The organism is Mycolicibacillus trivialis, assembly GCF_002102395.1.
GTDB lineage: Bacteria > Actinomycetota > Actinomycetes > Mycobacteriales > Mycobacteriaceae > Mycobacterium > Mycobacterium triviale.
Window position 1 is genome coordinate 64,581 of sequence record NZ_LQPZ01000030.1, and the last position, 23,336, is coordinate 87,916.

Consider the following 23,336-nt stretch of genomic DNA (forward strand, 5'->3'; position numbering starts at 1 on the left):
GTCGGCCCAGCCGTGTCGTGAAAGGTAATGAGTCAGTCTAACGTGACCGCGGGCGTCGGCAGCGTCCTCGACCGGGCGGCCGCAACAGTCCGCGGTGCGCGGTTGCCTTCATCCGGCGGTGCGGTACATGGCAACATGAACCGCGACGACCGCGACCCGGAGGAGCGTCTGTGAGCAAGGCCGACCGCACCAGCACCCGAAACGCCAAGGGCGGCGCCCCCGTGCCCGCCACGGTGACCTCGATCCCCCTGGTCGACCCGCACGAGCTGGGCCCCGACCCGTCGATCGGCGCACTGGTCAAGGACGCGACCGCGCAGGTCTCCACGCTGGTGCGCGCGGAGGTCGAGTTGGCCCGCGCGGAGATCACCCGGGACGTCAAAAAGGGCCTCACCGGCAGCGTCGCGTTCATCGCGGCGCTGGTGGTGCTGTTCTACTCCACGTTCTTCTTCTTTTTCTTCATCGCCGAACTGCTCGATACCTGGCTGTGGCGGTGGGTGGCCTACCTGATCGTGTTCGGGGTCATGGTGTTCACCGCGCTGGCGCTGGCCCTGGTCGGCTGGCTCAAGGTGCGTCGCATCCGCGGCCCGCGCCAGACCATCGACTCGGTCAAGGAGACCCGGTCAGCACTCATTCCGGGCCAGAAGCCCGCCGAACCGGCCGCCGCGCCCACTGATCCCTCGGGCTGGTAGTGGCTCCCCCCGACCCGTCGATCACCCGCATCGACGGGCCGTGGCGGCATCGGGACGTCCACGCCAACGGGATCCGGTTCCAGGTCGCGGAGGCGGAGGGCGCCGAGACCGACCGGGCCGGCGGCGTTGAGCGGCCACTGGTGCTGCTGCTGCACGGGTTCGGGTCATTCTGGTGGTCGTGGCGTCATCAGTTGCGCGGCCTCACCGGCGCCCGGGTGGTGGCGGTGGACCTGCGCGGGTACGGCGGCAGCGACAAACCGCCCCGCGGCTACGACGGGTGGACGCTCGCCGGTGATGTGACCGGGCTGATCCGGGCGCTGGGGCACCCGTCGGCGACCCTGGTCGGGCACGCCGACGGTGGGTTGATCTGCTGGGCCACCGCGGTGTTGCACCGGCGGCTGGTGGACGCGATCGCGGTGATCAGCTCGCCGCATCCGTCGGCCCTACGCCAATCGGTGCTGGCGCGCGGCGACCAGCGCCGCGCGCTGCTGTCCTCACTGCTGCGCTACCAGGTGCCGTTGTGGCCCGAGCATGTGCTGACCCGCCAGGACGGCGCCGAGATCGAACGGTTGGTGCGCAGTCGGGCCGGCAGCGCCTGGCTGGGCACCGCCGACTGCGCGGAGACGATCGGCCACCTGCGCCGGGCGATCCAGATTCCGTCGGCGGCGCACTCGGCGCTGGAGTATCAGCGCTGGGCGGTACGCACCCAGCTGCGCGAGGAGGGGCGGCGGTTCCTGCGGGCGATGAGCGATCAGATCGCGATCCCGATGCTGCACCTGCGCGGCGACGCCGACCCCTATGTGCTGGCCGATCCGGTCGAGCGGTCGCGCCGCCACGCGCCGCACGGCCATTACGTCTCGGTCGCCGGAGCCGGGCATTTCGCCCATGAGGAGGCACCCGCCGACGTCAACCGGCACCTGACGCGGTTTCTGGCGCAGACCTACGGATCCCGCGTCAGCTGACGCACTTGTCGGTGTTCACCGGCTGGCTGTCGCCGATCTTGGCCAGCTGCTGGGACACCTCGTTGGCAGTGAGCACGAAACCGGTGTCGGCGTCGTCGACCGCCGCGCCGAACACCACGCCGAGCACCCGGCCTTCCGCGTTGATCAACGGTCCGCCCGAATTGCCTTGGCGCACCGTGCCTCTGATCGTGTACACCTCGCGGGTGACCGTGGTGGTCTGATAGATGTCCGGACCGTTGAGCTCGATGATCTCCCGGATACGGGCCGGTGTCGCGCTGAAGACCCCGCCGCCGGGATAGCCGAGGACGATGGCGTCGGTGCCCGAGGTGGCCGGTTTGTCGACGAACGCGAGCGGCGCCGAGGGCAGGTCCGGCACCGCCAGCAGCGAGATGTCGTGGTTGGGGTCGAAGGAGATGACGCTGGCGTCGTAGGGGTTACCGTCCACCTCGACGGTGACGCCGCTGGAGCCGGCCACCACGTGGGCGTTGGTCATCACCCGCTGCGGGGCGACCACGAAACCGGTGCCCTCCAGCACCTTCTGGCAACTGGTCGCCACCGCCCGGATCTTCAGCACGCTGGGCTGGGCGCCGACGACCACCGGGCTGGTCGCCAGGGCGCTGTCCGGGGCGGCGACGTTGGCGATCGGGGTGCGACTGAACGGCTCGAGCACGGTCGGCAACCCGGAGGTGTCCAGCAGCGCCGACAGCCTCTTGGGCACCACCTTCAGCCAGCCGGGGGCGGCGTCGTTGACCTGGGAGAGCACCCGGGACCCGTTGATCGCCGCGGCCAGGTTCGGCTGGTCGGAGGAGGTGAGCGGGGTGGCCAGCAGCCAGGCCGCCACCAGCACCACCAGCAACTGGACCGCGACGCCGATGATCGAGTCGACGCCGCGCACCACCGGATTGCGGATCGCGCCGCGCACCGCCCGGCCCAGTACCACCCCGGCGACCTCGCCGACGACCACCAGCAGCAGGATCAGGAACAGCGCCGCGAACAGTTTCGGGCGGGAGCCGCTGATGTGGCTGACCAGATGGGGCGCCATCAGCACGCCTGCGACACCGCCGAGCAGCACCCCGATGAACGACAGGATCGAGCCGAGCGCGCCGGAACGCCAGCCGGAGAGCGCCGCGATGAACGCCACCGCCACGATCGCGATGTCCAGCCACTGTGAGGAACTCACCGCGCCACCCCGCCCTCACCGACCAGTGCCATCGCTTCATCGAGGCCCCGCACGTCGTGGGTGTCCCACGGCTCGGCCCAGCCGGCGACGTCGAGCATCGCCGAGATCACCTGTCCGGTGAAACCCCAGACCAGCATCTCGTTGAGCAGGAACGCCGGCCCGGCCCAGCGGCGGCTGCGCTCGTCGCGGTAGACCATCAGGCGATTCTCCGGGTTGACGAAGGCGCGCAGCGGCACCCGGCTGACCACCGCGGTCTCGCCCTCGTCGACCACGCTCACCGGGCCGGGGTCGGCGGAGTAGGCCAGCACCGGCACGACATGGAAGCCCGACGGGGCGATGAACAGCCGGTCCATGGTGGCCAGCGGATGCAGCCGGGTGGTGTCGAGGCCGGTTTCCTCGCGAGCCTCGCGCAGCGCGGTGGCCACCGGGCCGGCGTCATCGGCGTCGGTCGCCCCGCCCGGGAAGGCGGCCTGCCCGGCGTGGTGGCGCAGGGTGTCGGCGCGCACCGTCACCAGCAGGTCGGCGTCGGCCGGTGGGCCGTCGGCGGGAGCGGGCTCCTGCGAGCCGGAGAACAACACCAATACGGCGGCGTCGCGGCCCCGGCCGGTCAGCCGCGCGCCGGCGTCGGCGGCGGCCATCATGGCCAACGCGTCGGCGGGCAGCCGGCTGCGGAAGGCACCGCGCACCTGCGACAGGTTGTCCACCAGCGGCTTCAGCCATGCCGGACCGACGTCGGGGGTGAGCCCGACCGCGTCACGCGTGTCCCCCGCGCTCACCGACGCACCTCTACTCCTGTGTCCGACCGCCCACCCGGTGCCCCATCACATCGGGTCCCCGACCGCGGCGGCGATATCGTCAGCGCTCTCGAACGGCCGCGGCAGGATCTGTGCCACGCTACCGTCTGGGTTCAGCACCACTGTCGCGGGCATCACATTGGGTACCCGGAGTGCCGCGGCTATCCGGCGACGCCCGTCTTGCAGGGTGGGCAGCTTCACGCCGAGTTCGGCCAGGCGGGCCAGCGCGGCGGCCTCGTTCTCATCCTGGTGCACGGTCACCACCGAGACCCGCGGCCCGGCCCGCCGCTGATATTCGGCCAGCGCGGGCAGTTCGACCGCGCACGGTCCGCACCAGTAGGCCCACAGGTTCAGCACGGTGACGGTGCCGCTCAATGCCGGGCCCACCGCCACCGGGCTACCGTCGCCCGCGCACTCCACGACGATGTCGCGCAACGCCGCGGCACCTGTCCCGCCGTCCCCGGTGGGGCAGGCGAGCAGGTCTGCCCGGCGGCGCGGTTGGGCCAACGCCTCGGGGGTGTCGGCGGCGCGATGGTCCCGGGCGATCCCGGTCGGCCCGGGCCCGCTCGCGGTGTCCGACGGGGTCCGGTCACGAAGCTCCAGCGCCAACGCCACGATCAACGCGACGACCACCACCAGCCCGGCGATGGTCCACCGCAGCGAACGGTTCACCCGGCCACCCGCCTACCGGCCCGCCAGTGCCAGCAGATGCTCGGCCTCGGGTCCTTTGACCAGAGCCGCCGCGGTCTCCGGGTCGGTGGGCCCGGCGCCGAACGACGGGCAGTCCTTGGCCAGCAGGCAGACCCCGCAAGCGGGTTTGCGGGCATGGCAGACCCGGCGGCCGTGAAAGATGACCCGGTGACTGAGCAGCGTCCATTCCTTGCGTTCGATCAGTTCGCCGACCGCGTGCTCGACCTTGACCGGGTCCTGTTCGCTGGTCCAGCCCCAGCGTCGCACCAGTCGGCCGAAGTGGGTGTCGACGGTGATGCCGGGGACGTCGAAGGCGTTGCCGAGGATGACGTTGGCGGTTTTGCGGCCCACCCCGGGCAGACTCACCAGTTCGGCCATCGTCGCGGGGACCTCACCGTCGAACCGTTCGACGAGTTCCTGGCCGAGCCGGATCAGCGAATCGGTCTTGTTGCGGTAGAAGCCGGTGGGCCGCACGATGCCCTCCAGTTCGGCACGGTTCGCTTGCGCGTAGTCACGGGCGCTGCGGTAGCGGGCGAACAGCGCCGGGGTGGTGAGGTTGACCCGTTTGTCGGTGCTCTGCGCCGACAGGATGGTGGCCACGGTCAACTCCAGTGGCGTGGTGAAGTCCAGTTCGCAGTGCGCGTCGGGGAAGGCCCGGGCGAGCGTGCGGTTCATCCGGCGGGCCCGGCGCACCAGTCCGAGGGGGGTTTCGGTGGCGAAACGTTTGGCCGACGGCCCGCGCGCACCTTTGCCCACACTCACCCCCACAGGGTACTGATTCGTGATCCCGACGAGACTTTGCGCGTGTTTACTTCTTCCCCATGGCGTGGTGGCTGCCGGCATTGGTGCCGACGTTGCTGATGGCGGCGACGGTCGGCCTCGACCGGCTCGAGACCGGGCTCGGCGGGCCGGCGGCGCGGAGTCACGAACCGGCCGAGCCGGGAGATCCGGATGTGCCACGCTGCGCCTGCGGTGCCCGCAATTCGCGGTTTCAGCCCCCCGGGCACGGCAATCCTGTGTAGCGTGAGCACGTCGAAAACGACGTAGCTCTAGACTCATCACCACTACTGGATAGATGATGGTCTGCGCTTGTCGCATGATCCGAGATTCGTGAGATTCGTAAGGGGCAACGTGGACGAGATCCTGGCGCGGGCCGGAATCTTCCAGGGTGTGCAGCCCAGCGCTGTGGCTGCGCTGACGAAACAGCTGCAGCCGGTCGATTTCCCCCGCGGGCACACGGTGTTCGCCGAGGGCGAGCCCGGCGATCGGCTGTACATCATCTTGTCCGGCAAGGTGAAGATCGGCCGCCGGTCCCCCGACGGGCGGGAGAACCTGCTGACGATCATGGGCCCGTCGGACATGTTCGGTGAGTTGTCGATCTTCGACCCGGGTCCGCGGACCTCGAGCGCGACGACGATCACCGAGGTTCGCGCGGTGTCGATGGACCGGGATGCACTGCGCGCCTGGATCGCCGACCGCCCCGAGATCGCCGAGCAGTTGCTGCGGGTGTTGGCGCGCAGGCTGCGTCGCACCAACAACAACCTGGCCGACCTGATCTTCACCGACGTGCCCGGCCGAGTGGCCAAGCAACTGCTGCAGTTGGCGCAGCGGTTCGGCACCCAGGAGGGTGGCGCGTTGCGGGTCACCCACGACCTGACCCAGGAGGAGATCGCCCAACTGGTGGGAGCGTCGCGGGAGACGGTGAACAAGGCGCTGGCCGACTTCGCCCACCGCGGCTGGATCCGGCTGGAGGGCAAGAGCGTCCTGATCTCGGACTCCGAACGCCTGGCGCGCCGAGCGAGGTAAGCCGCGCACAGCGCGGCGACGCCGAGCGAGAAACAAGCCACGAGCGAGGTGAGCGCGGGCGTCAGCCCGAGCGAACCGCAGCGAGAAACACACCGCCGGCGAGGTGAGCGCGGGACCTCAGCGCCCCCGCAGGTAGTCCAGCTGCGCCTGCACCGACCACTCCGCGACATCCCAGAGTTTGGCGTCGACGTCGATGTAGACGTGTTCGACGACCTGGCGCACGGTGGCGTCGTCCCCGAGCTCGGTCAGCGCGGCGCGGATCTGGTCCAGCCGCTGCTCGCGGTGGTCCAAGTACTCCGCCGCGACGGCGGCCAGGCTGGGCAGTTCCGGGCCGTGCCCGGGCAGGACCGTGCGTTCCCCCAGCCCGCCGAGTCGGCGCAGCGAATCCAGGTAGGCGCCCAGGTCACCGTCTTCGGGGTCGATGACGGTGGTGCCCCGGCCCAGCACGGTGTCGGCGGTGAGCACGGCGTCGTCCAGCACGAACGACAGCGAGTCGGCGGTGTGGCCGGGGGTGGCCAGCACCGTGATCCGCAGCCCGGCCGCGTCGATGACCTCGCCGTCGGTGAGCGGCCCGCCCATGCCGCGCAGGAAGCCGCTGCCCACCGACCGGACCGTGGCTCCGGTGCGTTCGACCAACTGGTCGATGCCGTCGGTGTGGTCGCCGTGGCGGTGGCTGATCAGGATCAGTGCGACGCGACCCAGCCCGGCGACCCGTTCGAGGTGCTCGACGTCCTCGGGGCCGGGGTCGACGACCACACATTCGTCGCTGTGCGGCGCGCGCAGCACCCAGGTGTTGGTGCCCTCCAGGGTCATCATCCCCGGGTTGTCGGCGAGCAACACCGACGCGGTCGCGGTGACCGGCCGCAGCACACCGTAGGCCGGATGCCGGGCGGGGTCGGTCACCGCGCTACCTAACCTCGACGACGAGTTCGACTTCCACCGGCGTGTCCATCGGCAACTCCGACACCCCGACCGCGGAGCGAGCGTGGGAGCCGGCGTCACCGAAGATCTCGGCGAGCAGTTCGGAGGCGCCGTTGACGACGCCGGGCTGGCCGTGGAAGCCGGGCGCGGACGCGACGAAGCCGACGACCTTGACCACCCGGGTCACCGAGTCGATGCCGACCAGGGCGTCGACCGCGGCCAGCGCGTTGAGGACACAGACCCGCGTCAGCGCGTAGCCCTCCTGCGGGTCGACCTCGGCGCCGACCTTGCCGACGCCGGCGAGCCGGCCGTCGACCAGGGGCAGCTGACCCGAGGTGAACACCAGGTCGCCGGTGCGTACGGCCGGGACATAGGAGGCGAGCGGCGCGGCAACCGGAGGCAGTTCCAGCCCGAGCTCGGCGAGTCGCGCCGCCCAGCCCGCGGTCATTTCGGGCGTTTCATGTACGCAACGAGTTGCTCCCCGGTCGGCCCGGGCAGCACCGCCACCAGCTCCCAGCCGTCCTCGCCCCACTGGTCGAGGATCTGTTTGGTCGCGTGGGTGATCAACGGAACGGTCGAGTACTCCCACTTCGTCGGTTCGCTCATACCGCGAGCCTATCGGTTGGCCCGCCGGGGCCCCCGGCCCCGTGAGCACCGCGGGCGAACGACCAGCGACGGCGCAAAGCTATGCCCACCCCGGCAGGCAAAACCACCGCGCGACGCCCCCGGCCGCCCGTGGCGACCAGCGTACAAACCGGGTTCGTTAGCATGCATTGGTGTCCACCACACCTATCGGCTGGCCCTCGCGGCTGTCCAAAGCCCGTCTGCATTTCGTCACCGGGAAGGGGGGCACCGGCAAAACCACCGCCGCGGCTGCCCTGGCCCTGAGCCTGGCCGCCGGAGGGCGCCGTGTCCTGCTCGTGGAAGTCGAAGGCCGCCAAGGCATCGCGCAGCTCTTCGACGTGCCGCCGCTGCCCTATGAAGAGGTGAAGATCGCCACCGCGGAGGGCGGCGGGCAGGTCAACGCGCTGGCCATCGACATCGAGGAAGCCTTCCTGGAGTACCTCGACCTGTTCTACAACCTCGGTATCGCCACCAAGGCGATGCGGCGGGTCGGCGCGGTCGACTTCGTGACCACGATCGCGCCGGGTCTGCGGGACGTGATCCTCACCGGCAAGATCAAGTACGTCGTCGGCGGCGTCGACAAGAACAACCAACCCGACTACGACGCGCTGGTGGTCGACGCACCGCCGACCGGCCGCATCGCCCGGTTCCTCGACGTCACCAAGGCGGTCTCGGAACTGGCCAAGGGTGGGCCGGTGCACTCGCAGGCCGACGGGGTGGTCAAGCTGCTGCACTCCGATCTGACCGCGATCCACCTGGTCACCCTGTTGGAGTCGCTGCCGATGCAGGAGACCATCGAGGCGATCGACGAGCTCAAGGAGTTGGAGCTGCCGATCGGCAGCGTCATCGTCAACCGCAACATTCCCGCCTACCTCGGCGCCGACGATCTGGCGAAGGCCGCCGAGGGCGTGATCGATGTCGACACCCTCAAGGCCGGGCTCGGCAAGGCCGGGATCAGCCTCGACGACGAGCAACTGGCCGGGCTGCTGACCGAGACCATCCAGCACGCCACCCGCATCACCGCCCGGGCCGAGACCGCGGCCCGGCTCGATGAACTCGACGTGCCGCGGCTGGAGCTACCGACGATCAACGATGGCGTCGACCTCGGCAGCCTGTACGAACTCTCCGAAATTCTCGCCCAACAGGGGGTCCGATGAGTCCCAACCCATCCCGGCAGCCACCGCGTCTGGACGCCGCCGCGTTGCTCTCCGACACCGCCAACCGGGTCGTGGTGTGTACCGGCGCGGGCGGGGTCGGCAAGACCACCACGGCCGCGGCGATGGCGCTGCGGGCCGCCGAGTACGGGCGCACCGTCGTGGTGTTGACCATCGACCCGGCGCGGCGGCTGGCGCAGTCGCTGGGCATCGACGAGCTCGGCAACACCCCGCAGCGGGTGCCGTTGCCCGACGACGTACCGGGCGAACTGCACGCGATGATGCTGGACATGCGTCGCACCTTCGACGAGATGGTGCTGCAGTACTCCGGCCCCGATCGCGCCCAGCAGATCCTGGACAACACCTTCTACCAGACGGTGGCCACCTCCCTCGCCGGCACGCAGGAGTACATGGCGATGGAGAAGCTGGGCCAACTGCTGGCCGAGGACCGCTGGGACCTGGTGGTCGTCGACACCCCGCCGTCGCGCAACGCGCTGGACTTCCTCGACGCGCCGAAGCGGCTGGGCACCTTCATGGACAGCCGGCTGTGGAAGCTGCTGCTGGGCCCGGGGCGCGGGATCGGCAAGCTGGTGACCGGCATGGTCGGGCTGGCGATGAAGGGCATGTCGACGATCCTGGGGTCGCAGATGCTCTCCGACGCCGCCACCTTCGTGCAGTCGCTGGATGCGACGTTCGGCGGCTTCCGGGAGAAGGCCGACCGCACCTACGAGCTGCTGAAGCGGCGCGGCACCCAGTTCGTGGTGGTCTCCGCGCCCGAGCCCGACGCGCTGCGCGAGGCGGCGTTCTTCGTGGACCGGCTGTCCAACGAGAAGATGCCGCTGGCCGGGCTGATCGCCAACCGCACCAACCCGATGCTGTGTTCGCTGCCCGCCGAGCGCGCAGTGGACGCGGTGGCGACGCTGACCGAACAGCCCGAGTCGTCCCGGACACCCGGCGACGACCTGGCGACCGCGGTGCTGCAGATCCACGCCAACCGGGCGCAGACCTCCAAGCGGGAGTTGCGACTGCTGTCCCGGTTCACCGGCGCCCACCCCCAGGTCGCGATCGTGGGGGTGCCGTCGTTGCCGTTCGACGTCTCCGATCTGGAGGCGTTGCGGGCGATCGCCGACCAGCTGACCGGCGCGGGCGACGAAGCGGAGAGCGCAGCGAACCGCTGAGACAGCCGCGCATCAAACCCGCGGGCGACGAGGCGGGGAGCGCAGCGAACCGCGGAGGCAGCCGCGGCGCCCACCCCGGCTGAGGGGTCACTGAGGCGCCATCAGGAAAAAGCCGACGGCCCGGGACGCCTGGTGGCGCCGCGGGCCGTCGCGGGTGACGAGTTAGCCAGCGCTGCGGCGCTTGCGCTGCGCAGCGAAGAAATCCGCCCATGAAGTGACCTCGGGGTGCTGCTTGAGCAGGGCCCGGCGCTGCCGCTCGGTCAGACCGCCCCACACCCCGAACTCCACCCGGTTGTCCAAGGCGTCGGCGGCGCACTCGAGCACGACCGGACAGTGTCGACAGATGACCGCGGCTTTGCGCTGGGCGGCGCCGCGCACGAAGAGTTCATCGGGATCGACGGTGCGGCAGGCGGCCTTGGCCACCCAGGTCAGCCGATCCTCGGCGGCCGCGCCCTGAACCGCGGAATGCGCCGATGGTGTATTCGTCCTGCGTGCCCCCGACCGAGTAACCGACACCTGCATCCCCTTCGTTCCGGCCGTCGCGACGACGGCTGCACTCCTCGGTGCAGATCTCCCGATCGCACCCACCGGGTCCGATCAGATCGATGAGACCTACGCCACATTGTGCTGTTCAGTGTTATCTGAATCGCACTGTGGTTCCAAGTTAGGTGGTCAGGTCGCGTTTACGCAACAGTTAGATACCGGATTTTTGGGACAACCGTGCAGTCTGAGCCTTCCGGCCCCTACGGTGGGAGGTTTTCCGACGCCACGCGACCCGAGCGGTGCGACACGTTTCGGCAGGAGAAAACGGTCGACATGAGACCGGTCCTGCGGTCACTCGTGGTGACGCCGCTAGTCTAGTACCCATGTCCGAGACCCCACCAGCCGGTGTCACGGTAGCCAAACTCATCGGCTGCTGCATGCTCGCCGGCACGATCGTCGCGGCGCTGCTCTTCCCGGTGGTGGGCGGATTCGGGCTGCTGTCCAACCGTGCCTCCGACGTCGCCGCCAACGGCTCCGCCCAGCTGCTCGAGGGCGACGTGCCCGCGGTGTCGACGATGCTGGACGCTGACGGCAACGTGATCGCCTGGCTGTACTCGCAGCGCCGCTTCGAGGTGCCCAGCGACAAGATCGCCAACACCATGAAGCTGGCAATCGTTTCGATCGAGGACCGACGGTTTGCCGAACACAACGGGGTGGACTGGAAGGGGACGTTGACCGGGCTGGCCGGCTACGCCTCCGGCGATCTGGACACCCGCGGCGGATCGACCATCGAGCAGCAGTATGTGAAGAACTATCAGCTGCTGGTGCTGGCCCAGACCGACGCCGAGAAGCGTGCCGCGGTGGAGACCACCCCCGCGCGCAAGCTACGTGAAATCCGGATGGCGCTCACCCTGGACAAGACGTTCACCAAGTCGGCGATCCTCACCCGGTATCTGAACCTGGTGTCGTTCGGCAACAACGCGTTCGGTGTGCAGGATGCCGCCCAGACCTACTTCGGTGTGGACGCGGCCGACCTGAACTGGCAGCAGGCCGCCCTGCTGGCCGGGCTCGTGCAGTCCACCAGTTCGCTGAACCCCTACACCAACCCCGAGGGCGCGCTGGCGCGCCGCAACGTCGTGCTGGACACGATGATCGAGAACGGGGCGGCCGACGCCGAGGTTCTGCGGGCCGCGAAGGCCGAGCCGCTGGGTATCCTGCCGCAGCCCAACGAGCTGCCGCGCGGCTGCATCGCCGCAGGCGACCGGGCGTTCTTCTGCGACTACGTGCAGGAGTACCTGACCCGCGCCGGGATCAGCGCCGAGAAGGTGGCCCGCGGCGGCTATCAGATCCACACCACGCTGGACCCGAAGGTTCAGGACACGGTGAAAAGCTCGATCACCCAGTTCGCCAGCCCGGACCTGGCCGGAGTGGCCAGCGTGATGAGCGTGATCAAGCCCGGCAAGGAGTCCCACCCGGTGCTGGCGATGGCCAGCAACCGCACCTATGGGCTGAACTCCGATGCCGGCGAGACCATGCGTCCGCAACCGTTCTCCCTGGTCGGCGACGGTGCCGGCTCGGTGTTCAAGATCTTCACCACCGCCGCCGCCCTCGACATGGGGCTGGGCATCAACGCCGAACTCGACGTGCCCTACCGGTTCGACGCCAAGGGACTCGGCAGCGGTGGGGCGAAGGGCTGCCCGGCGGCGACCTGGTGTGTGGTCAACGTGGCGCCGTACCGCTCGCCGATGACGGTGACCGACGCGCTGGCAACCTCCCCCAACACCGCGTTCGCCAAACTGATCTCGCAGGTCGGCGTCGCGCGCACGGTGGACATGGCGGTGCGGCTGGGCCTGCGCTCCTACGCCGACGCCGGCACCGCACGCGCCTACGACCCGACCAGCAACGAAAGTCTGGCCGACTTCGTCAAGCGGCAGAACCTCGGTTCGTTCACGCTCGGCCCGATCCAGGTCAACGCGCTCGAACTGTCCAATGTGGCCGCGACCCTGGCCTCCGGCGGGGTGTGGTGCCCGCCGAACCCGATCGACAAGGTGATCGACCGGGACGGCAACGAGGTCCCGGTCACCTCCGAGCCGTGCGAGGAGGCTGTGCCCGAGGGGTTGGCCAACACGCTGGCCAACGCGATGGGCGAGGACGCCCACGGCGGGGGAACGGCCGCCGGCTCGGCCGGTTCGGTGGGCTGGGACCTGCCGGTGTCGGGTAAGACCGGGACCACCGAAGCGCACCGTTCGGCCGGGTTCGTCGGCTTCACCAACCAGTACGCGGCGGCCAACTACATCTTCGACGACTCCAGCACCCCCACCGACCTGTGCTCGTTCCCGCTGCGGCACTGCGGCGACGGCGACCTCTACGGCGGCAACGAGCCGTCGCGCACCTGGTTCACCGCGATGAAGCCGGTCGCGAACGACTTCGGTGAAGTGCACATGCCACCCACCGACCCCCGCTACGTCGAGGGTGCGCCGGGCTCACAGGTACCCAACGTCAACGGCCTGGACGAGGACATGGCCCGCAAACGCATCAAGGACGCCGGGTTCCAGGTGGCCGACGGAGCGACCGCGGTCAACAGCAGCGCCAAGTACGGTACCGTGGTGGGCACCTCACCGGCCGGGCAGACCCTGCCGGGCTCGATCATCACCATCCAGATCAGCAACGGGGTGCCGCCGGCTCCCCCGCCGCCGCCGGCGGGCGCGCCACCACCACCGGGCGGGCCACCGCCGGCGACGACGGTGGTCGAGATCCCCGGCCTGCCGCCGATCACCATCCCGGTCGCGCCGCCACCGCCGTGACCACCAGCGTGATCGGCACCTACCGAACGGATGCTGGGCAGTAGGCTGGCCTGCATGCACGCAGCATCCGTTCTGACCCGCACCGGCGCCGCCGTCGCCGGTGCCACCCTCGCCGGGATCGGCTATGCCGCACTGATCGAACGCAACGCGTTCGTGTTACGGGAACTGACCATGCCGGTGCTGGCGCCGGGATCCTCGCCGCTGCGGGTGCTGCACATCAGCGACCTCCACATGCGGCCCGGGCAGCGCCGCAAGCAGGCGTGGGTCCGCGAGTTGGCCGGGCTGGAACCGGATCTGGTGGTCAACACCGGCGACAACCTGGCCCACCCCAAGGCGGTGCCCGCCGTCGTGCAGGCCCTCGGCGATCTGCTGTCGGTGCCCGGCGTGTTCGTGTTCGGCTCCAACGACTACTTCGGGCCGACGATGAAGAATCCGGCGCTGTATCTGGCTAAGCCGGGGCACCGCGTGTACGGCGAGCCGCTGCCGTGGCAGGACTTGCGGGCGGCGTTCACCGAGCGCGGCTGGCTCGACCTGACCCACACCCGCCGCGAACTGGACGCCGGCGGTCTGCGGATCGCCGCTGCCGGCGTCGACGACCCGCACATCGACCGGGACCGCTATGAAACCGTCGCCGGCCCCGCCGGAGCGGCCGCGGACCTGCGGCTGGGCTTGACCCATTCGCCGGAGCCGCGGGTGCTCGACCGGTTCGCCGCCGACGGCTACGACCTGGTGATGGCCGGCCACACCCACGGCGGGCAACTGTGCCTGCCGTTCTACGGCGCATTGGTGACCAACTGCGGCCTGGACCGCTCCCGTGCCAAGGGTGCGTCGCGGTGGGGCGGAACCATGCAACTGCACGTGTCGGCCGGGCTGGGCACCTCGCCGTACGCGCCGGTGCGGTTCTGCTGCCGCCCCGAGGCGACGCTGTTGACGCTGATCGCCGCCCCCACCGGTGACGCCGACGCGGTGACCACCCGCGGCCGGTCGCAGCCCACCGTCTCGGCGCGGTGATCCCGCCGACCCGGTCGGCGACCCACCCCTGCTCGCGCGCCTGGGTGGACAACGCGATCCGGTTGATCGAGGCCGACACCCGCCGCAGCGCAGACACCCACCTGTTGCGCTATCCGCTGCCGTCGGCGTGGGCCCGTGACGCGGATGTGGCGCTCTACCTCAAGGACGAGACCACCCATATCACCGGCAGCCTCAAGCACCGGCTGGCCCGGTCGCTGTTCCTCTACGCGCTGTGCAATGGGCTGATCGACGAGGGCACCACGGTGGTGGAGGCGTCGTCGGGCTCCACGGCGATCTCGGAGGCCTACTTCGCCAAGCTGCTGGGCCTGCCGTTCGTGGCGGTGATGACCGAGTCCACCAGCGCTTCGAAGGTGGCGCTGATCGAGGCGCAGGGCGGCCGTTGTCACTTCGTGCAGGAGTCCGGGCAGGTCTACGCCGAGGCGGAACGCATCGCGGCCGAGACCGGCGGGCACTACCTGGATCAGTTCACCAACGCCGAGCGCGCCACCGACTGGCGCGGCAACAACAACATCGCCGAGTCGATCTTCCAGCAACTGGGTGAGGAGACGCATCCGGTGCCGGAGTGGATCGTCGTCGGCGCCGGCACCGGGGGCACCAGCGCGACGATCGGGCGCTACATCCGCTACCGCAGGCACGCCACCAGGTTGTGCGTGGTCGACCCGGAGGACTCGGTGTTCTTCCCGGCCTACGCCGAATCCCGCTACGACATGGTCATCGACGCGTCCTCACGCATCGAGGGGATCGGCCGGCCCCGGGTGGAGCCGTCGTTCCTGCCCGGGGTCGTCGACCGGATGATCGCGGTGCCCGACGCCGCGTCGGTGGCGGCGGCACGGCACGCCAGCCTGGCCCTGGGGCGACGGGTGGGCGCCTCTACCGGAACCAACCTGTGGGGTGCGTTCGGGCTGCTGGCCGAGATGGTGGCCGAGGGACGCGGCGGTTCGGTGGTCACCCTGCTCGCCGACGGCGGGGAACGCTACGCCGACACCTACTTCAGCGACGAATGGCTGGCTCAGCAGGGCATCGACCCGGCACAGCCGGCGGCCACGCTCGCAGAGTTCGACCGCTCCGGGTCCTGGGTCTGAACGTCGGCCTCGACGGGCTCGTCACGCTCGCCGGTCATCGCCAGCCAGACCGCGGCCAGCCCGAAGAATCCGGCGTAGATGGCACCACCAAGCAGGGTCATGATCGCGGTACTCCTTCCGGCCCCCGGGGTCGACACGACGCAGTGGATACTGCGCAGTAATTAGTGTGCATAACGGCATCGGACCTCGCATCTCTTCCCGATGTGAGTTATCTCGCCACGGCCGAAAGGTGTGACGCGGTCGGCCGGATAGGCCGGGTTTGGAGGCCCGCCGGGGTGGTGCGATAGGCTGTCGTGGCTTCACACGGGGTGTGGCGCAGCTTGGTAGCGTGCTTCGTTCGGGACGAAGAGGTCGTGGGTTCGAATCCCGCCACCCCGACTCAGGTTGTTGCAGGCAGAAGGTTCCGGCCGTCGACCCGATCGGGGTCTTTTTCCGTTCTGGTCCACAGCAGAACTCAGGACTTCCCGCGACTCGGGCCGAGAGTGACCGACGTCTGCGCCAGATCATCGCGAACGGCATCCCGCCGGCCGGTCCTCCCCCGCAACCCGCTACGTCCGGGTCGCGTAGGTTCTTGGAGAATCAGATCCACGAACTCCACGCACCATAAAAACGAAAGTCATCATGCCCGAGGATCAGAGCACAGACGTTCCGCCCAAACACCTCTCCATCGATCCGCGCAGCACCTTCTACGACGAGGAGACACTCCGCCGCGGCGTGGGCATCCTCTTGAACGGTGCCGAGAAAATCAATGTGCACGAATACAACGTGGACGAGGGCTGGGTTCGGGTGGAAGTCCCCACCGCCAAGGATCGGCGCGGAAATCCGATGGTCGTCAAACTCAACGGCACGGTCGAACCCTTTTTCCGCACAGCGGACTAACCGCAGCCTCGGTTCGGACGCCACGAGTCACGGTTGGGCAGGCCGCGCCGCGGTCGCCGCGGCCTCTCACCTCTCGGCGACCAGATACACCAGCAAGAGCGCGACGACAAGGTAATTGTTCACGGCATGAGCCGCAGCGGATTTCACCGCCGCAGCGACCCCCGCGGCGTTGCGGGATGAACGGGTGGCCGGGGCCAACGGGTCACCGTCCGCAGCTTTTCGAAAGTGGTGCTGGTACACCGCGAGGAAGTAGAGCCCGCTGATGGTCAACGCCAAGCCGAACGCCAATGGAACCCCGGCGAACAGCGAATGCAGCAGCCCGAATTTGAGTTGCGTGCCGAACTTCCCGGCAACCGAACGCCGTTCACATCCCTGACGGAACATCCACTCCTCGTACAGCGCCAGGGTCGGGATCACCAGGAGAATCCCGACCGGCAACGCAAGGGAGACGACGGCCCACACCGGCCCGGAGAACGCCGTTTGGCCGAGTGCCACGTTGCCGCCCTGGCCGGACAGGAACTTCCACCAGGAGAAATCCAGGAGCGGAACCCGCATGAGCCAGGAGCCGACCGTGACCACCACCGCCAGGTTCAGCAGGCAGGCGGGCGCCATCCACCAGCGGACGGCTTTGAGCACGGCCACATAGTTCCGCCGCTCGGCCGGGCGCAACTGGTGGGTGCCTGTCTTCACCACGGCCGCCGCCATCAGCGAAACGACGCCGAAGGAGACGACCTGCGCGGCTGCCACGTCGAGGGGGGCGTTCTACTTCGGACCGCACGCCACGCCTGAGGCGAGGACCGGCGGGGCGGCAGGCGCTTCGGTCAGCGCGTCGAGGTCGATGTCGAAGGCCTCGGCGAAGCCCCGCAGCGCGGCCGTCGCCCTGAACTCGTTGCGCCGGCCGTCGGTGCCCCCGCTTCGGGAGCGCGAACCGGGGTGCCGCCCGGTCAGCGACGGCAGCACCGCGAGCGCCACGCCCGCGGAGGTCAACGCGGTCCCCAGCGCGAAGGTGGTGGGTCGATTCATGACACCTCCCCGTTCTTTCGTAGCAATATTTCAACTGTGTCGAGCTTAAACCGTAGCGCTACGATTATGCAACGGTTAGATCAGAGCGCGGGTGGGCCTGATGCCAGCCTCGAGAGTTAATCGGGGCAGACCCGATCAGCACGGCGGTCCCCTACGAATTCTGTCTCCTCGGTGTGGGCGATCACCCGTTCCGCGGTAAGCGCCGCGCTACCCTTGCTGGTGGCAGAGCACAGCCCCCGTTCGATGACGACACAGGCCAACAACGCTGACGGAGGAGGGCCGGTGGGTGGGACGAGTTGGCGATTTCGACTTGCGAGGCTAGCGGCCGCCGGCGCCCTGCTGGCCTTGCCGGCGCTGGGGCCGGTCGCAGTGTCCGGCGCCGACCCCGACGATCCTGCCTGCACACAGGTCCCCGCCGGCGAACCGTGCGATCCGACACGGCCCACCATGCCCGGCGATCCCGGCTGTCTCCAGCCGGAATGGCAGGCGGACCTGATCACCCGGCAGATCTGCCAACAAGGCCCGTTTGCAGTCAACGATGAGGGGATGCCCTGTAGCGCGTTTCCCGGCCCGGGGTGCCCGGGATGGATTCCCACGCCCGCACCGCTGCCCTCGCCGATCGACACCCCCGAACCACTCCCGGCGCCGATCGACACCCCCGAGCCACTGCCGGCGCCGATCGACACCCCTGAGCCGGCCCCGGCTCCAATCGAGATGCCGACACCGGATCCGTCGTCACCGGCGGGGATGGCACCGACGCTTCCCTAAACCACGCGCCGGTGTGGCAGCGTCCTTCGCGCCCATCACGGTGCGCAAGCGGCCTCCGCCACGGCGCGCGCCCGGACCCGCTTGAACCCGGCCCGCTTAAACCATCGACCGGCGCCCGGCGAACGCCCGGCCCAGCGTCATCTCGTCGGCGAACTCCAGGTCGCCGCCCATCGGCAGGCCCGAGGCCAGCCGGGTGACCGTAAGGTCGGGGATGTCGCGCATGATGCGCACCAGGTAGGTGGCGGTGGCCTCGCCCTCGGTGTTCGGGTCGGTGGCGATGATCACCTCGGTGACGTCCACCCCGTCGACCCGTTCACCGAGACGGTTGAGCAACTCCCGGATGCGCAGCTGCTCGGGCCCGATGCCCGACAGCGGGTCCAGCGCACCGCCGAGCACGTGGTAGCGACCGCGGAACTCCCGGGTGCGTTCGACGGCCTGCACGTCGCGGGGCTCCTCGACCACACAGATCTGACTGGCGTCGCGGCGCGGGTCGCCGCAGATCCGGCAGCGCTCCGCGTCGGAGACGTTGCCGCACACCTCGCAGAACTGCACCCCGTCGCGCACCCGGGTCAACACGGCGGTGAGCCGGTCGATCTCCGGGGGCTCCACGGTCAGCAGGTGGAACGCGATGCGCTGGGCGCTCTTGGGCCCGATACCGGGCAGTTTGCCCAGCTCGTCGATCAGGTCCTGGACCGGCCCCTCAAACATGCCGGCTCACATCAGGGCTTCGGCATGCCCAGCGCGTCGCCCATGCCGCCGGCCAGCGGGCCGAGCCGCTGCTGGGCCAGGGCGGTCACCTTGGCCGACGCGTCGGCCAGTGCCCCGACGATCAGATCCTGCAACGTCTCGATGTCCTCGGGGTCGACGACCTTGGGGTCGATGGTGACCGCGACGACCTCGCCGCTGCCCTTGACCGTGGCCTGCACCAGCCCACCGCCGGCCTGGCCGTGGACATCGGTGTTGGCCAGCTCCTGTTGCGCGGCGATGAGCTGCTGCTGCATCTGCTGCGCCTGGGCGAGCAACGCCGACATGTCGGGTTGGCTTCCGGGTTGCATGACGGTCCCCTTGCGTCTTGGTCTCGACTTGGTTTCGCCTTGGAATCAAGGTCGGTTCGAAGCCTCCAGCCTAGACGGCGGCGGGCTACCGTGGCGCCGTGCGTGCACCAGTCCTCCCGCGTGTCGGAGTCGCGATCCTCTCCGGTCTGCTCGCCGCCGCCACGGTGGTGATGCCGGCGCCGGCCGTCGCCGCGCCCAACGTGGCGGGCAAGATCGTGTTCCTCGACCCCGGCCACAACGGCGCCAACGACGCCTCGATCAACCGGCAGGTCCCCACCGGCCGCGGCGGAACCAAGGACTGCCAGACCAGCGGCACCAGCACCGACGACGGCTACCCCGAGCACACCTTCACCTGGGAGACCACCCTGCTGATCCGGCAGATGCTCACCCAGCAGGGCGTGCGCACCGCGCTGTCCCGCGGCAACGACAACGCCGTGGGCGCCTGCGTCGATGAGCGCGCCGCCATGGCCAACCGGCTGCGGCCCAACGCGATCGTCTCGATCCACGCCGACGGGGGCCCCAGCACCGGGCGCGGCTTCCACGTCAACTACTCCGCGCCGCCGCTCAACCAGGCCCAGGCCGGCCCGTCGGTCCAGTTCGCCCGGGTCATGCGCGAACAGTTGGCCGCCTCGGGCATCCCCCCGGCCACCTACATCGGCGAGAACGGCCTCAAGGGCCGCGCGGATCTGGCCGGGCTGAACCTGGCGCAGTATCCGTCGATCCTCGTCGAGCTGGGCAACATGAAGAATCCCGCGGACGCAGCGTTGATGAAGACCCCGGCCGGCCGGCAGAAGTTCGCCGAGGCGGTCACCCGCGGCATCATCAGCTACCTGAGCGCGCAGTCCGCCTGATCCGGCTCCGGCGCTAGGCCTCGACTTCCTTCTTGAGGTTGTCCAACAGCTCGCCCTGGATCCGTTTGAGGCCGAGCGGGGCGAAGATGCCCTCAAAAAAGCCCTTGACGCCGCCGGCACCGGTCCACGTGGTGGTGAGGGTGACGCTGCAGCCCGGCCCGGCCGGGGCGACGGTCCAGTTCATCACCATGGTGGAGTTGGCGTCCTTCTCGATGACGGCGTGGCCGGCCACGTCGACGTCGACCTTGACCTCACGCACCCGGGACTTGGTGGCCTGCAGCCGCCACGCGGCGACCGTGCCCTGCCCCTGACCGCCCTCGATCACCCGGTAGTCGCTGTAGGCGGCGGGCAGGATCCGCGGCCGGACCTTCTGGTAGTCGGCGACCGCGGCGAGTACCGGCGCCACCTCGGCGTTGATCAACACGGTGCTGGCGGCACTGACCTGTCCCATCGGGTGAATCTCCTGTCGTCACGGTGGGCGACGGCGCCACGGCCGGTCGCGGGCGGCGGGATCCGTGCACAGTCCGCCACCCGCGGCTAGCGTATATGTGGTGGGGAACGGGGTCGGCGCGGGCGAGGCGGCGCACGCCGCGGGCGTGCAGCGCCTACTCGACAGCTATCGCGCCATCCCCACGTCCGCCCCGGTTCGGCTGGCCAAACCCACCTCCAACCTGTTCCGCCATCGCGCGAAGAACACCGCGCCCGGCCTGGACACCTCCGGGCTGACCGGGGTGGTGGCGGTCGACCCGGCGACCCGCACCGCCGACGTGGCCGGGATGTGCACCTACGAGGATCTGGTCGCCGCCACCTTGCCCTACGGGTTGTCGCCGCTGGTGGTTCCGCAGCTGAAGACCATCACCCTCGGCGGTGCCGTCACCGGGCTGGGGATCGAGTCGGCGTCGTTCCGCAACGGGTTGCCCCACGAATCGGTACGGGAGATGGACGTGCTGACCGGCGCCGGGGAACTGCTGACGATCTCCCCCGACGCCCACCCCGACCTGTTCCGGGCCTTCCCCAACTCCTACGGCACCCTCGGCTATGCCACCCGACTGCGCATCGAGTTGGAAAGCGTCGAACCGTTCGTGGCGCTGCACCACATCCGGTTCCACTCCCTGACCGAACTGATCGCGGCGGCCGAGCGGGTCATCGACACCGGCGGGTTCGATGGGCGCCGCGTCGACTACCTCGACGGGGTGGTGTTCGGCGCAACGGAGAGCTATCTGTGCCTGGGGGTGCGGACCGCCACGCCCGGCCCGGTCAGCGACTACACCGGTCAGAGGGTCTACTACCGGTCGATCCAACACCCCGAGGGCGTGCTCGACGACCGGTTGACCATCCACGACTACTTCTGGCGGTGGGACACCGACTGGTTCTGGTGCTCCCGCGCCTTCGGGGCGCAGAATCCTCGGCTGCGACGCTGGTGGCCGCGCCGCCTGCGACGCAGCAGCTTCTACTGGAAGCTGATCGGCTACGACCAGCGGTTCGGCGTCGCCGACCGCATCGAACGGCTCAACGGTCGCTCGCCTCGGGAGCGAGTGGTGCAGGACATCGAGGTGCCCATCGAGCGGTGCGCGGAGTTCCTGGACTGGTTTCTCGGCACCATCCCGATCGAGCCGCTGTGGATCTGTCCGCTGCGACTGCGGGACGCCGCCGCCTGGCCGCTGTATCCGATTCGGCCACAACGAAGTTACGTCAACGTCGGGTTCTGGTCTTCGGTGCCGGCCGGCGAGGAGCCCGGCGCCACCAACCGGCTCATCGAGGAGAAGGTGAGCGAACTCGGCGGCCACAAATCGTTGTACTCCGAATCCTTCTACGACCGCGAGGAATTCGACGACCTCTACGGCGGCGAGACCTACCGGACGGTGAAGAAGACCTACGATCCCAACGGGCGACTGCTCGATCTCTACGCCAAGGCGGTGCAGCGACGGTGACGACGTTCCAACAGCGGCCCGCCGGTTCCGGCGGCCGGTTGAGCCTCGCCGAGATCGTGGAGATCTTCGCCCAGGGCGGTCGACTGCCGTTGAAGTTCACCGCCTACGACGGCAGCGTCGCAGGCCCCGACGACGCCGAGTTGGGCCTGGATCTGCTGACCCCCCGCGGCGTCACCTATCTGGCCACCGCCCCCGGCGACCTGGGACTGGCGCGCGCCTACATCGCCGGCGATTTGCAGACCCACGGCGTGCACCCCGGCGATCCGTATCGCCTGCTGCATGCCCTGGCCGACAGGCTGGAGTTCAACCGGCCGCCGGCGCTGGTGATGGCCAACATCATCCGCTCCATCGGGCTGGAACGGCTGATCCCGGTCCCCCCGCCGCCGCAGGAGGCGCGGCCCCGGTGGCGGCGCGTCGTCGACGGGTTGCGGCGCCCCAAAGCGCGCGACGCCGAGGCCATCCACCACCACTACGACGTCTCCAACACCTTCTACGACTGGGTGCTGGGTCCGTCGATGACCTACACCTGCGCGCTCTACCCGCATCCCGAGGCCACCTTGGAGGAGGCGCAGGAGAACAAGTACCGGTTGATCTTCGACAAGCTGCGCCTGCAGCCCGGCGACCGACTGCTCGACGTCGGCTGCGGTTGGGGCGGGATGGTCCGTTACGCCGCACGCCGCGGCGTCCGCACGATCGGCGCGACCCTCTCCGCCGAGCAGGCCGACTGGGCGCGCTGCGCCATCGAGGCCGAGGGTCTTGGCGGGTTGGCCGAGGTGCGGCACTGCGATTACCGCGACGTGACCGAATCCGGGTTCGACGCGGTCTCCTCGATCGGGCTGACCGAACACATCGGGGTGGCGAACTATCCGGCCTATTTCGGCTTCCTGCAGGCCAAGCTGCGCACCGGCGGCTTGCTGCTCAACCACTGCATCACCCGCCGCGACAACACCCACACGTTCACCGCAGGCGGGTTCATCGACCGCTATGTGTTCCCGGACGGCGAACTCACCGGCTCCGGGCGCATCATCAGCGCGGTCCAAGACGTCGGCTTGGAAGTCCTGCATGAGGAGAACCTTCGTCACCACTACGCGTTGACGCTGCGCGACTGGTGTTCAAACCTGGTGGCGCACTGGGACGACGCGGTCGCCGAGGTGGGACTGGCCACCGCCAAGGTATGGGGGCTGTACATGGCCGGCTCTCGGGTCGGGTTCGAGCACAACGCTATTCAGCTCCATCACGTCCTGGCTGTCAAGGCCGACGAACGCGGCAACGACGGCGGCCTGCCGCTGCGCCCCTGGTGGCAACCGTAGCCGACGGGTCCGTGAGGCCGTCTCGGTGACCTGAGCGAACACCCGGGACTGCTGCACGGATAGGTGACATCTGATCTGTGGTGCCGAGAGGGTGCCACTGGAAGGATGAGTCCCATGCCT

The 23,336-nt window shown here is 69.4% G+C and carries 26 protein-coding genes and 1 tRNA gene; 14 read left to right on the top strand and 13 right to left on the bottom strand.

Annotation, left to right across the window (positions count from 1 at the left end):
• Positions 1 to 42 precede the first annotated feature (42 nt).
• From AWC30_RS18225 to AWC30_RS12055, 3 genes are read left to right on the top strand one after another with little or no spacing between them, the layout of a single operon-like run.
• Positions 43 to 174: a hypothetical protein gene (locus AWC30_RS18225; protein ID WP_264000519.1), complete on the top strand. Its 132-nt coding sequence runs from the start codon at positions 43 to 45 to the stop codon at positions 172 to 174.
• Positions 171 to 689 (top strand): phage holin family protein, encoded by a 519-nt coding sequence (locus AWC30_RS12050; protein WP_085110463.1) that lies wholly within the window; start codon positions 171 to 173, stop codon positions 687 to 689. Before AWC30_RS18225 ends, AWC30_RS12050 begins: the two co-directional genes overlap by 4 nt.
• Positions 689 to 1,651 carry an alpha/beta fold hydrolase gene (locus tag AWC30_RS12055; RefSeq protein WP_085110464.1) on the top strand — a complete coding sequence of 321 codons (963 nt, stop codon included), beginning with the start codon at positions 689 to 691 and terminating at the stop codon, positions 1,649 to 1,651. The genes AWC30_RS12050 and AWC30_RS12055 overlap by 1 nt, the downstream gene beginning before the upstream one ends.
• Here the strand turns inward: AWC30_RS12055 and marP are convergent.
• The 4 genes from marP to nth are packed head-to-tail and all read right to left on the bottom strand — an operon-like array spanning position 1,644 to position 5,077.
• Complete coding sequence (gene marP / locus AWC30_RS12060; RefSeq protein ID WP_085110465.1) at positions 1,644 to 2,831, bottom strand: acid resistance serine protease MarP; 1,188 nt, start codon at positions 2,829 to 2,831, stop codon at positions 1,644 to 1,646. The genes AWC30_RS12055 and marP overlap by 8 nt on opposite strands.
• Positions 2,828 to 3,607: an NUDIX hydrolase gene (locus AWC30_RS12065; RefSeq protein WP_085110466.1), complete on the bottom strand. Its 780-nt coding sequence runs from the start codon at positions 3,605 to 3,607 to the stop codon at positions 2,828 to 2,830. The genes marP and AWC30_RS12065 overlap by 4 nt, the downstream gene beginning before the upstream one ends.
• Positions 3,608 to 3,652: 45 nt before the next feature.
• Complete coding sequence (locus tag AWC30_RS12070) at positions 3,653 to 4,297, bottom strand: TlpA family protein disulfide reductase (protein ID WP_085110467.1); 645 nt, start codon at positions 4,295 to 4,297, stop codon at positions 3,653 to 3,655.
• Between the two features lie 12 nt (positions 4,298 to 4,309).
• The gene (nth, locus tag AWC30_RS12075; protein WP_234808064.1) at positions 4,310 to 5,077 is read right to left on the bottom strand and encodes an endonuclease III; all 768 of its coding nucleotides are present in this window, start codon (positions 5,075 to 5,077) and stop codon (positions 4,310 to 4,312) included.
• Between the two features lie 369 nt (positions 5,078 to 5,446).
• On the opposite strand from nth, the gene crp reads away from it, so the two are divergent.
• Positions 5,447 to 6,121, top strand: a complete 675-nt coding sequence (gene crp, locus AWC30_RS12080; RefSeq protein WP_066854075.1) for a cAMP-activated global transcriptional regulator CRP — start codon at positions 5,447 to 5,449, stop codon at positions 6,119 to 6,121.
• Between the two features lie 117 nt (positions 6,122 to 6,238).
• Here crp and AWC30_RS12085 read toward each other — a convergent pair whose 3' ends face one another.
• Genes AWC30_RS12085 through AWC30_RS17430 form a run of 3 tightly spaced genes read right to left on the bottom strand, consistent with a single transcriptional unit; the run spans position 6,239 to position 7,648 of the window.
• Entirely contained in the window at positions 6,239 to 7,024 is a 786-nt protein-coding gene (locus AWC30_RS12085; RefSeq protein WP_085110469.1) for an MBL fold metallo-hydrolase, read from the bottom strand.
• A gap of 4 nt (positions 7,025 to 7,028) precedes the next feature.
• Complete coding sequence (locus AWC30_RS12090; protein WP_085110470.1) at positions 7,029 to 7,490, bottom strand: RidA family protein; 462 nt, start codon at positions 7,488 to 7,490, stop codon at positions 7,029 to 7,031.
• Positions 7,487 to 7,648, bottom strand: a complete 162-nt coding sequence (locus AWC30_RS17430; RefSeq protein WP_109562036.1) for a Sp36 family protein — start codon at positions 7,646 to 7,648, stop codon at positions 7,487 to 7,489. The genes AWC30_RS12090 and AWC30_RS17430 overlap by 4 nt, the downstream gene beginning before the upstream one ends.
• A 170-nt stretch (positions 7,649 to 7,818) precedes the next feature.
• Between AWC30_RS17430 and bagA the strand changes: the two genes are divergently transcribed.
• The gene (gene bagA / locus AWC30_RS12095) at positions 7,819 to 8,823 is read left to right on the top strand and encodes an ATPase BagA (RefSeq protein ID WP_085110471.1); all 1,005 of its coding nucleotides are present in this window, start codon (positions 7,819 to 7,821) and stop codon (positions 8,821 to 8,823) included.
• Positions 8,820 to 9,998: an ATPase BagB gene (gene bagB, locus AWC30_RS12100; protein ID WP_085110472.1), complete on the top strand. Its 1,179-nt coding sequence runs from the start codon at positions 8,820 to 8,822 to the stop codon at positions 9,996 to 9,998. The genes bagA and bagB overlap by 4 nt, the downstream gene beginning before the upstream one ends.
• Positions 9,999 to 10,160: 162 nt before the next feature.
• On the opposite strand, the gene AWC30_RS12105 is transcribed toward bagB, so the two are convergent.
• Complete coding sequence (locus tag AWC30_RS12105; protein ID WP_066854083.1) at positions 10,161 to 10,514, bottom strand: WhiB family transcriptional regulator; 354 nt, start codon at positions 10,512 to 10,514, stop codon at positions 10,161 to 10,163.
• A gap of 350 nt (positions 10,515 to 10,864) precedes the next feature.
• Here AWC30_RS12105 and ponA2 point away from each other — a divergent pair, with 350 nt between their 5' ends.
• From ponA2 to AWC30_RS12130, 5 genes are all read left to right on the top strand, one after another.
• Positions 10,865 to 13,285: a transglycosylase/D,D-transpeptidase PonA2 gene (gene ponA2, locus AWC30_RS12110; protein ID WP_085110473.1), complete on the top strand. Its 2,421-nt coding sequence runs from the start codon at positions 10,865 to 10,867 to the stop codon at positions 13,283 to 13,285.
• A gap of 54 nt (positions 13,286 to 13,339) precedes the next feature.
• Entirely contained in the window at positions 13,340 to 14,296 is a 957-nt protein-coding gene (locus tag AWC30_RS12115; protein WP_085110474.1) for a metallophosphoesterase, read from the top strand.
• Positions 14,296 to 15,399, top strand: coding sequence for an L-cysteine desulfhydrase Cds1 (cds1, locus tag AWC30_RS12120; RefSeq protein ID WP_085110491.1), 1,104 nt, complete (start codon positions 14,296 to 14,298; stop codon positions 15,397 to 15,399). Before AWC30_RS12115 ends, cds1 begins: the two co-directional genes overlap by 1 nt.
• Before the next feature lie 304 nt (positions 15,400 to 15,703).
• Positions 15,704 to 15,777, top strand: a tRNA-Pro gene (locus AWC30_RS12125).
• 243 nt (positions 15,778 to 16,020) lie between these two features.
• Positions 16,021 to 16,278, top strand: coding sequence for a DUF3297 family protein (locus AWC30_RS12130; RefSeq protein ID WP_085110475.1), 258 nt, complete (start codon positions 16,021 to 16,023; stop codon positions 16,276 to 16,278).
• 66 nt (positions 16,279 to 16,344) lie between these two features.
• On the opposite strand, the gene AWC30_RS12135 is transcribed toward AWC30_RS12130, so the two are convergent.
• From AWC30_RS12135 to AWC30_RS12150, 4 genes are all read right to left on the bottom strand, one after another.
• A complete protein-coding gene (locus AWC30_RS12135) occupies positions 16,345 to 17,025 on the bottom strand; it encodes a hypothetical protein (RefSeq protein WP_085110476.1) in 681 nt (226 codons plus the stop codon).
• 15 nt (positions 17,026 to 17,040) lie between these two features.
• Complete coding sequence (locus AWC30_RS12140) at positions 17,041 to 17,301, bottom strand: hypothetical protein (protein ID WP_085110477.1); 261 nt, start codon at positions 17,299 to 17,301, stop codon at positions 17,041 to 17,043.
• An 864-nt stretch (positions 17,302 to 18,165) separates the two neighbouring features.
• Positions 18,166 to 18,777, bottom strand: coding sequence for a recombination mediator RecR (recR, locus tag AWC30_RS12145; RefSeq protein WP_085110478.1), 612 nt, complete (start codon positions 18,775 to 18,777; stop codon positions 18,166 to 18,168).
• An 11-nt stretch (positions 18,778 to 18,788) separates the two neighbouring features.
• Entirely contained in the window at positions 18,789 to 19,124 is a 336-nt protein-coding gene (locus tag AWC30_RS12150; protein WP_085110479.1) for a YbaB/EbfC family nucleoid-associated protein, read from the bottom strand.
• Positions 19,125 to 19,222: 98 nt separating this feature from the next.
• Here AWC30_RS12150 and AWC30_RS12155 point away from each other — a divergent pair, with 98 nt between their 5' ends.
• Positions 19,223 to 19,975: an Rv3717 family N-acetylmuramoyl-L-alanine amidase gene (locus tag AWC30_RS12155; RefSeq protein WP_207568437.1), complete on the top strand. Its 753-nt coding sequence runs from the start codon at positions 19,223 to 19,225 to the stop codon at positions 19,973 to 19,975.
• A gap of 13 nt (positions 19,976 to 19,988) precedes the next feature.
• Here the strand turns inward: AWC30_RS12155 and AWC30_RS12160 are convergent, their stop codons facing one another.
• Positions 19,989 to 20,426 carry an SRPBCC family protein gene (locus AWC30_RS12160; protein WP_085110480.1) on the bottom strand — a complete coding sequence of 146 codons (438 nt, stop codon included), beginning with the start codon at positions 20,424 to 20,426 and terminating at the stop codon, positions 19,989 to 19,991.
• Positions 20,427 to 20,526: 100 nt separating this feature from the next.
• On the opposite strand from AWC30_RS12160, the gene AWC30_RS12165 reads away from it, so the two are divergent.
• Entirely contained in the window at positions 20,527 to 21,906 is a 1,380-nt protein-coding gene (locus tag AWC30_RS12165; protein WP_207568438.1) for an FAD-binding oxidoreductase, read from the top strand.
• Positions 21,903 to 23,216, top strand: a complete 1,314-nt coding sequence (locus AWC30_RS12170; protein ID WP_085110481.1) for a class I SAM-dependent methyltransferase — start codon at positions 21,903 to 21,905, stop codon at positions 23,214 to 23,216. The genes AWC30_RS12165 and AWC30_RS12170 overlap by 4 nt, the downstream gene beginning before the upstream one ends.
• Positions 23,217 to 23,336 lie beyond the last annotated feature (120 nt).

Coding starts and splice junctions, on each gene's coding strand:
- AWC30_RS12140 (WP_085110477.1), bottom strand. CDS start 17,301: ATGAATCGACCCACCACCTTCGCGCTGGGGACCGCGTTGACCTCCGCG.
- recR (WP_085110478.1), bottom strand. CDS start 18,777: ATGTTTGAGGGGCCGGTCCAGGACCTGATCGACGAGCTGGGCAAACTG.
- AWC30_RS17430 (WP_109562036.1), bottom strand. CDS start 7,648: ATGAGCGAACCGACGAAGTGGGAGTACTCGACCGTTCCGTTGATCACC.
- bagB (WP_085110472.1), top strand. CDS start 8,820: ATGAGTCCCAACCCATCCCGGCAGCCACCGCGTCTGGACGCCGCCGCG.
- AWC30_RS12115 (WP_085110474.1), top strand. CDS start 13,340: ATGCACGCAGCATCCGTTCTGACCCGCACCGGCGCCGCCGTCGCCGGT.
- ponA2 (WP_085110473.1), top strand. CDS start 10,865: ATGTCCGAGACCCCACCAGCCGGTGTCACGGTAGCCAAACTCATCGGC.
- AWC30_RS12090 (WP_085110470.1), bottom strand. CDS start 7,490: ATGACCGCGGGCTGGGCGGCGCGACTCGCCGAGCTCGGGCTGGAACTG.
- AWC30_RS12160 (WP_085110480.1), bottom strand. CDS start 20,426: ATGGGACAGGTCAGTGCCGCCAGCACCGTGTTGATCAACGCCGAGGTG.
- AWC30_RS12130 (WP_085110475.1), top strand. CDS start 16,021: ATGCCCGAGGATCAGAGCACAGACGTTCCGCCCAAACACCTCTCCATC.
- AWC30_RS12150 (WP_085110479.1), bottom strand. CDS start 19,124: ATGCAACCCGGAAGCCAACCCGACATGTCGGCGTTGCTCGCCCAGGCG.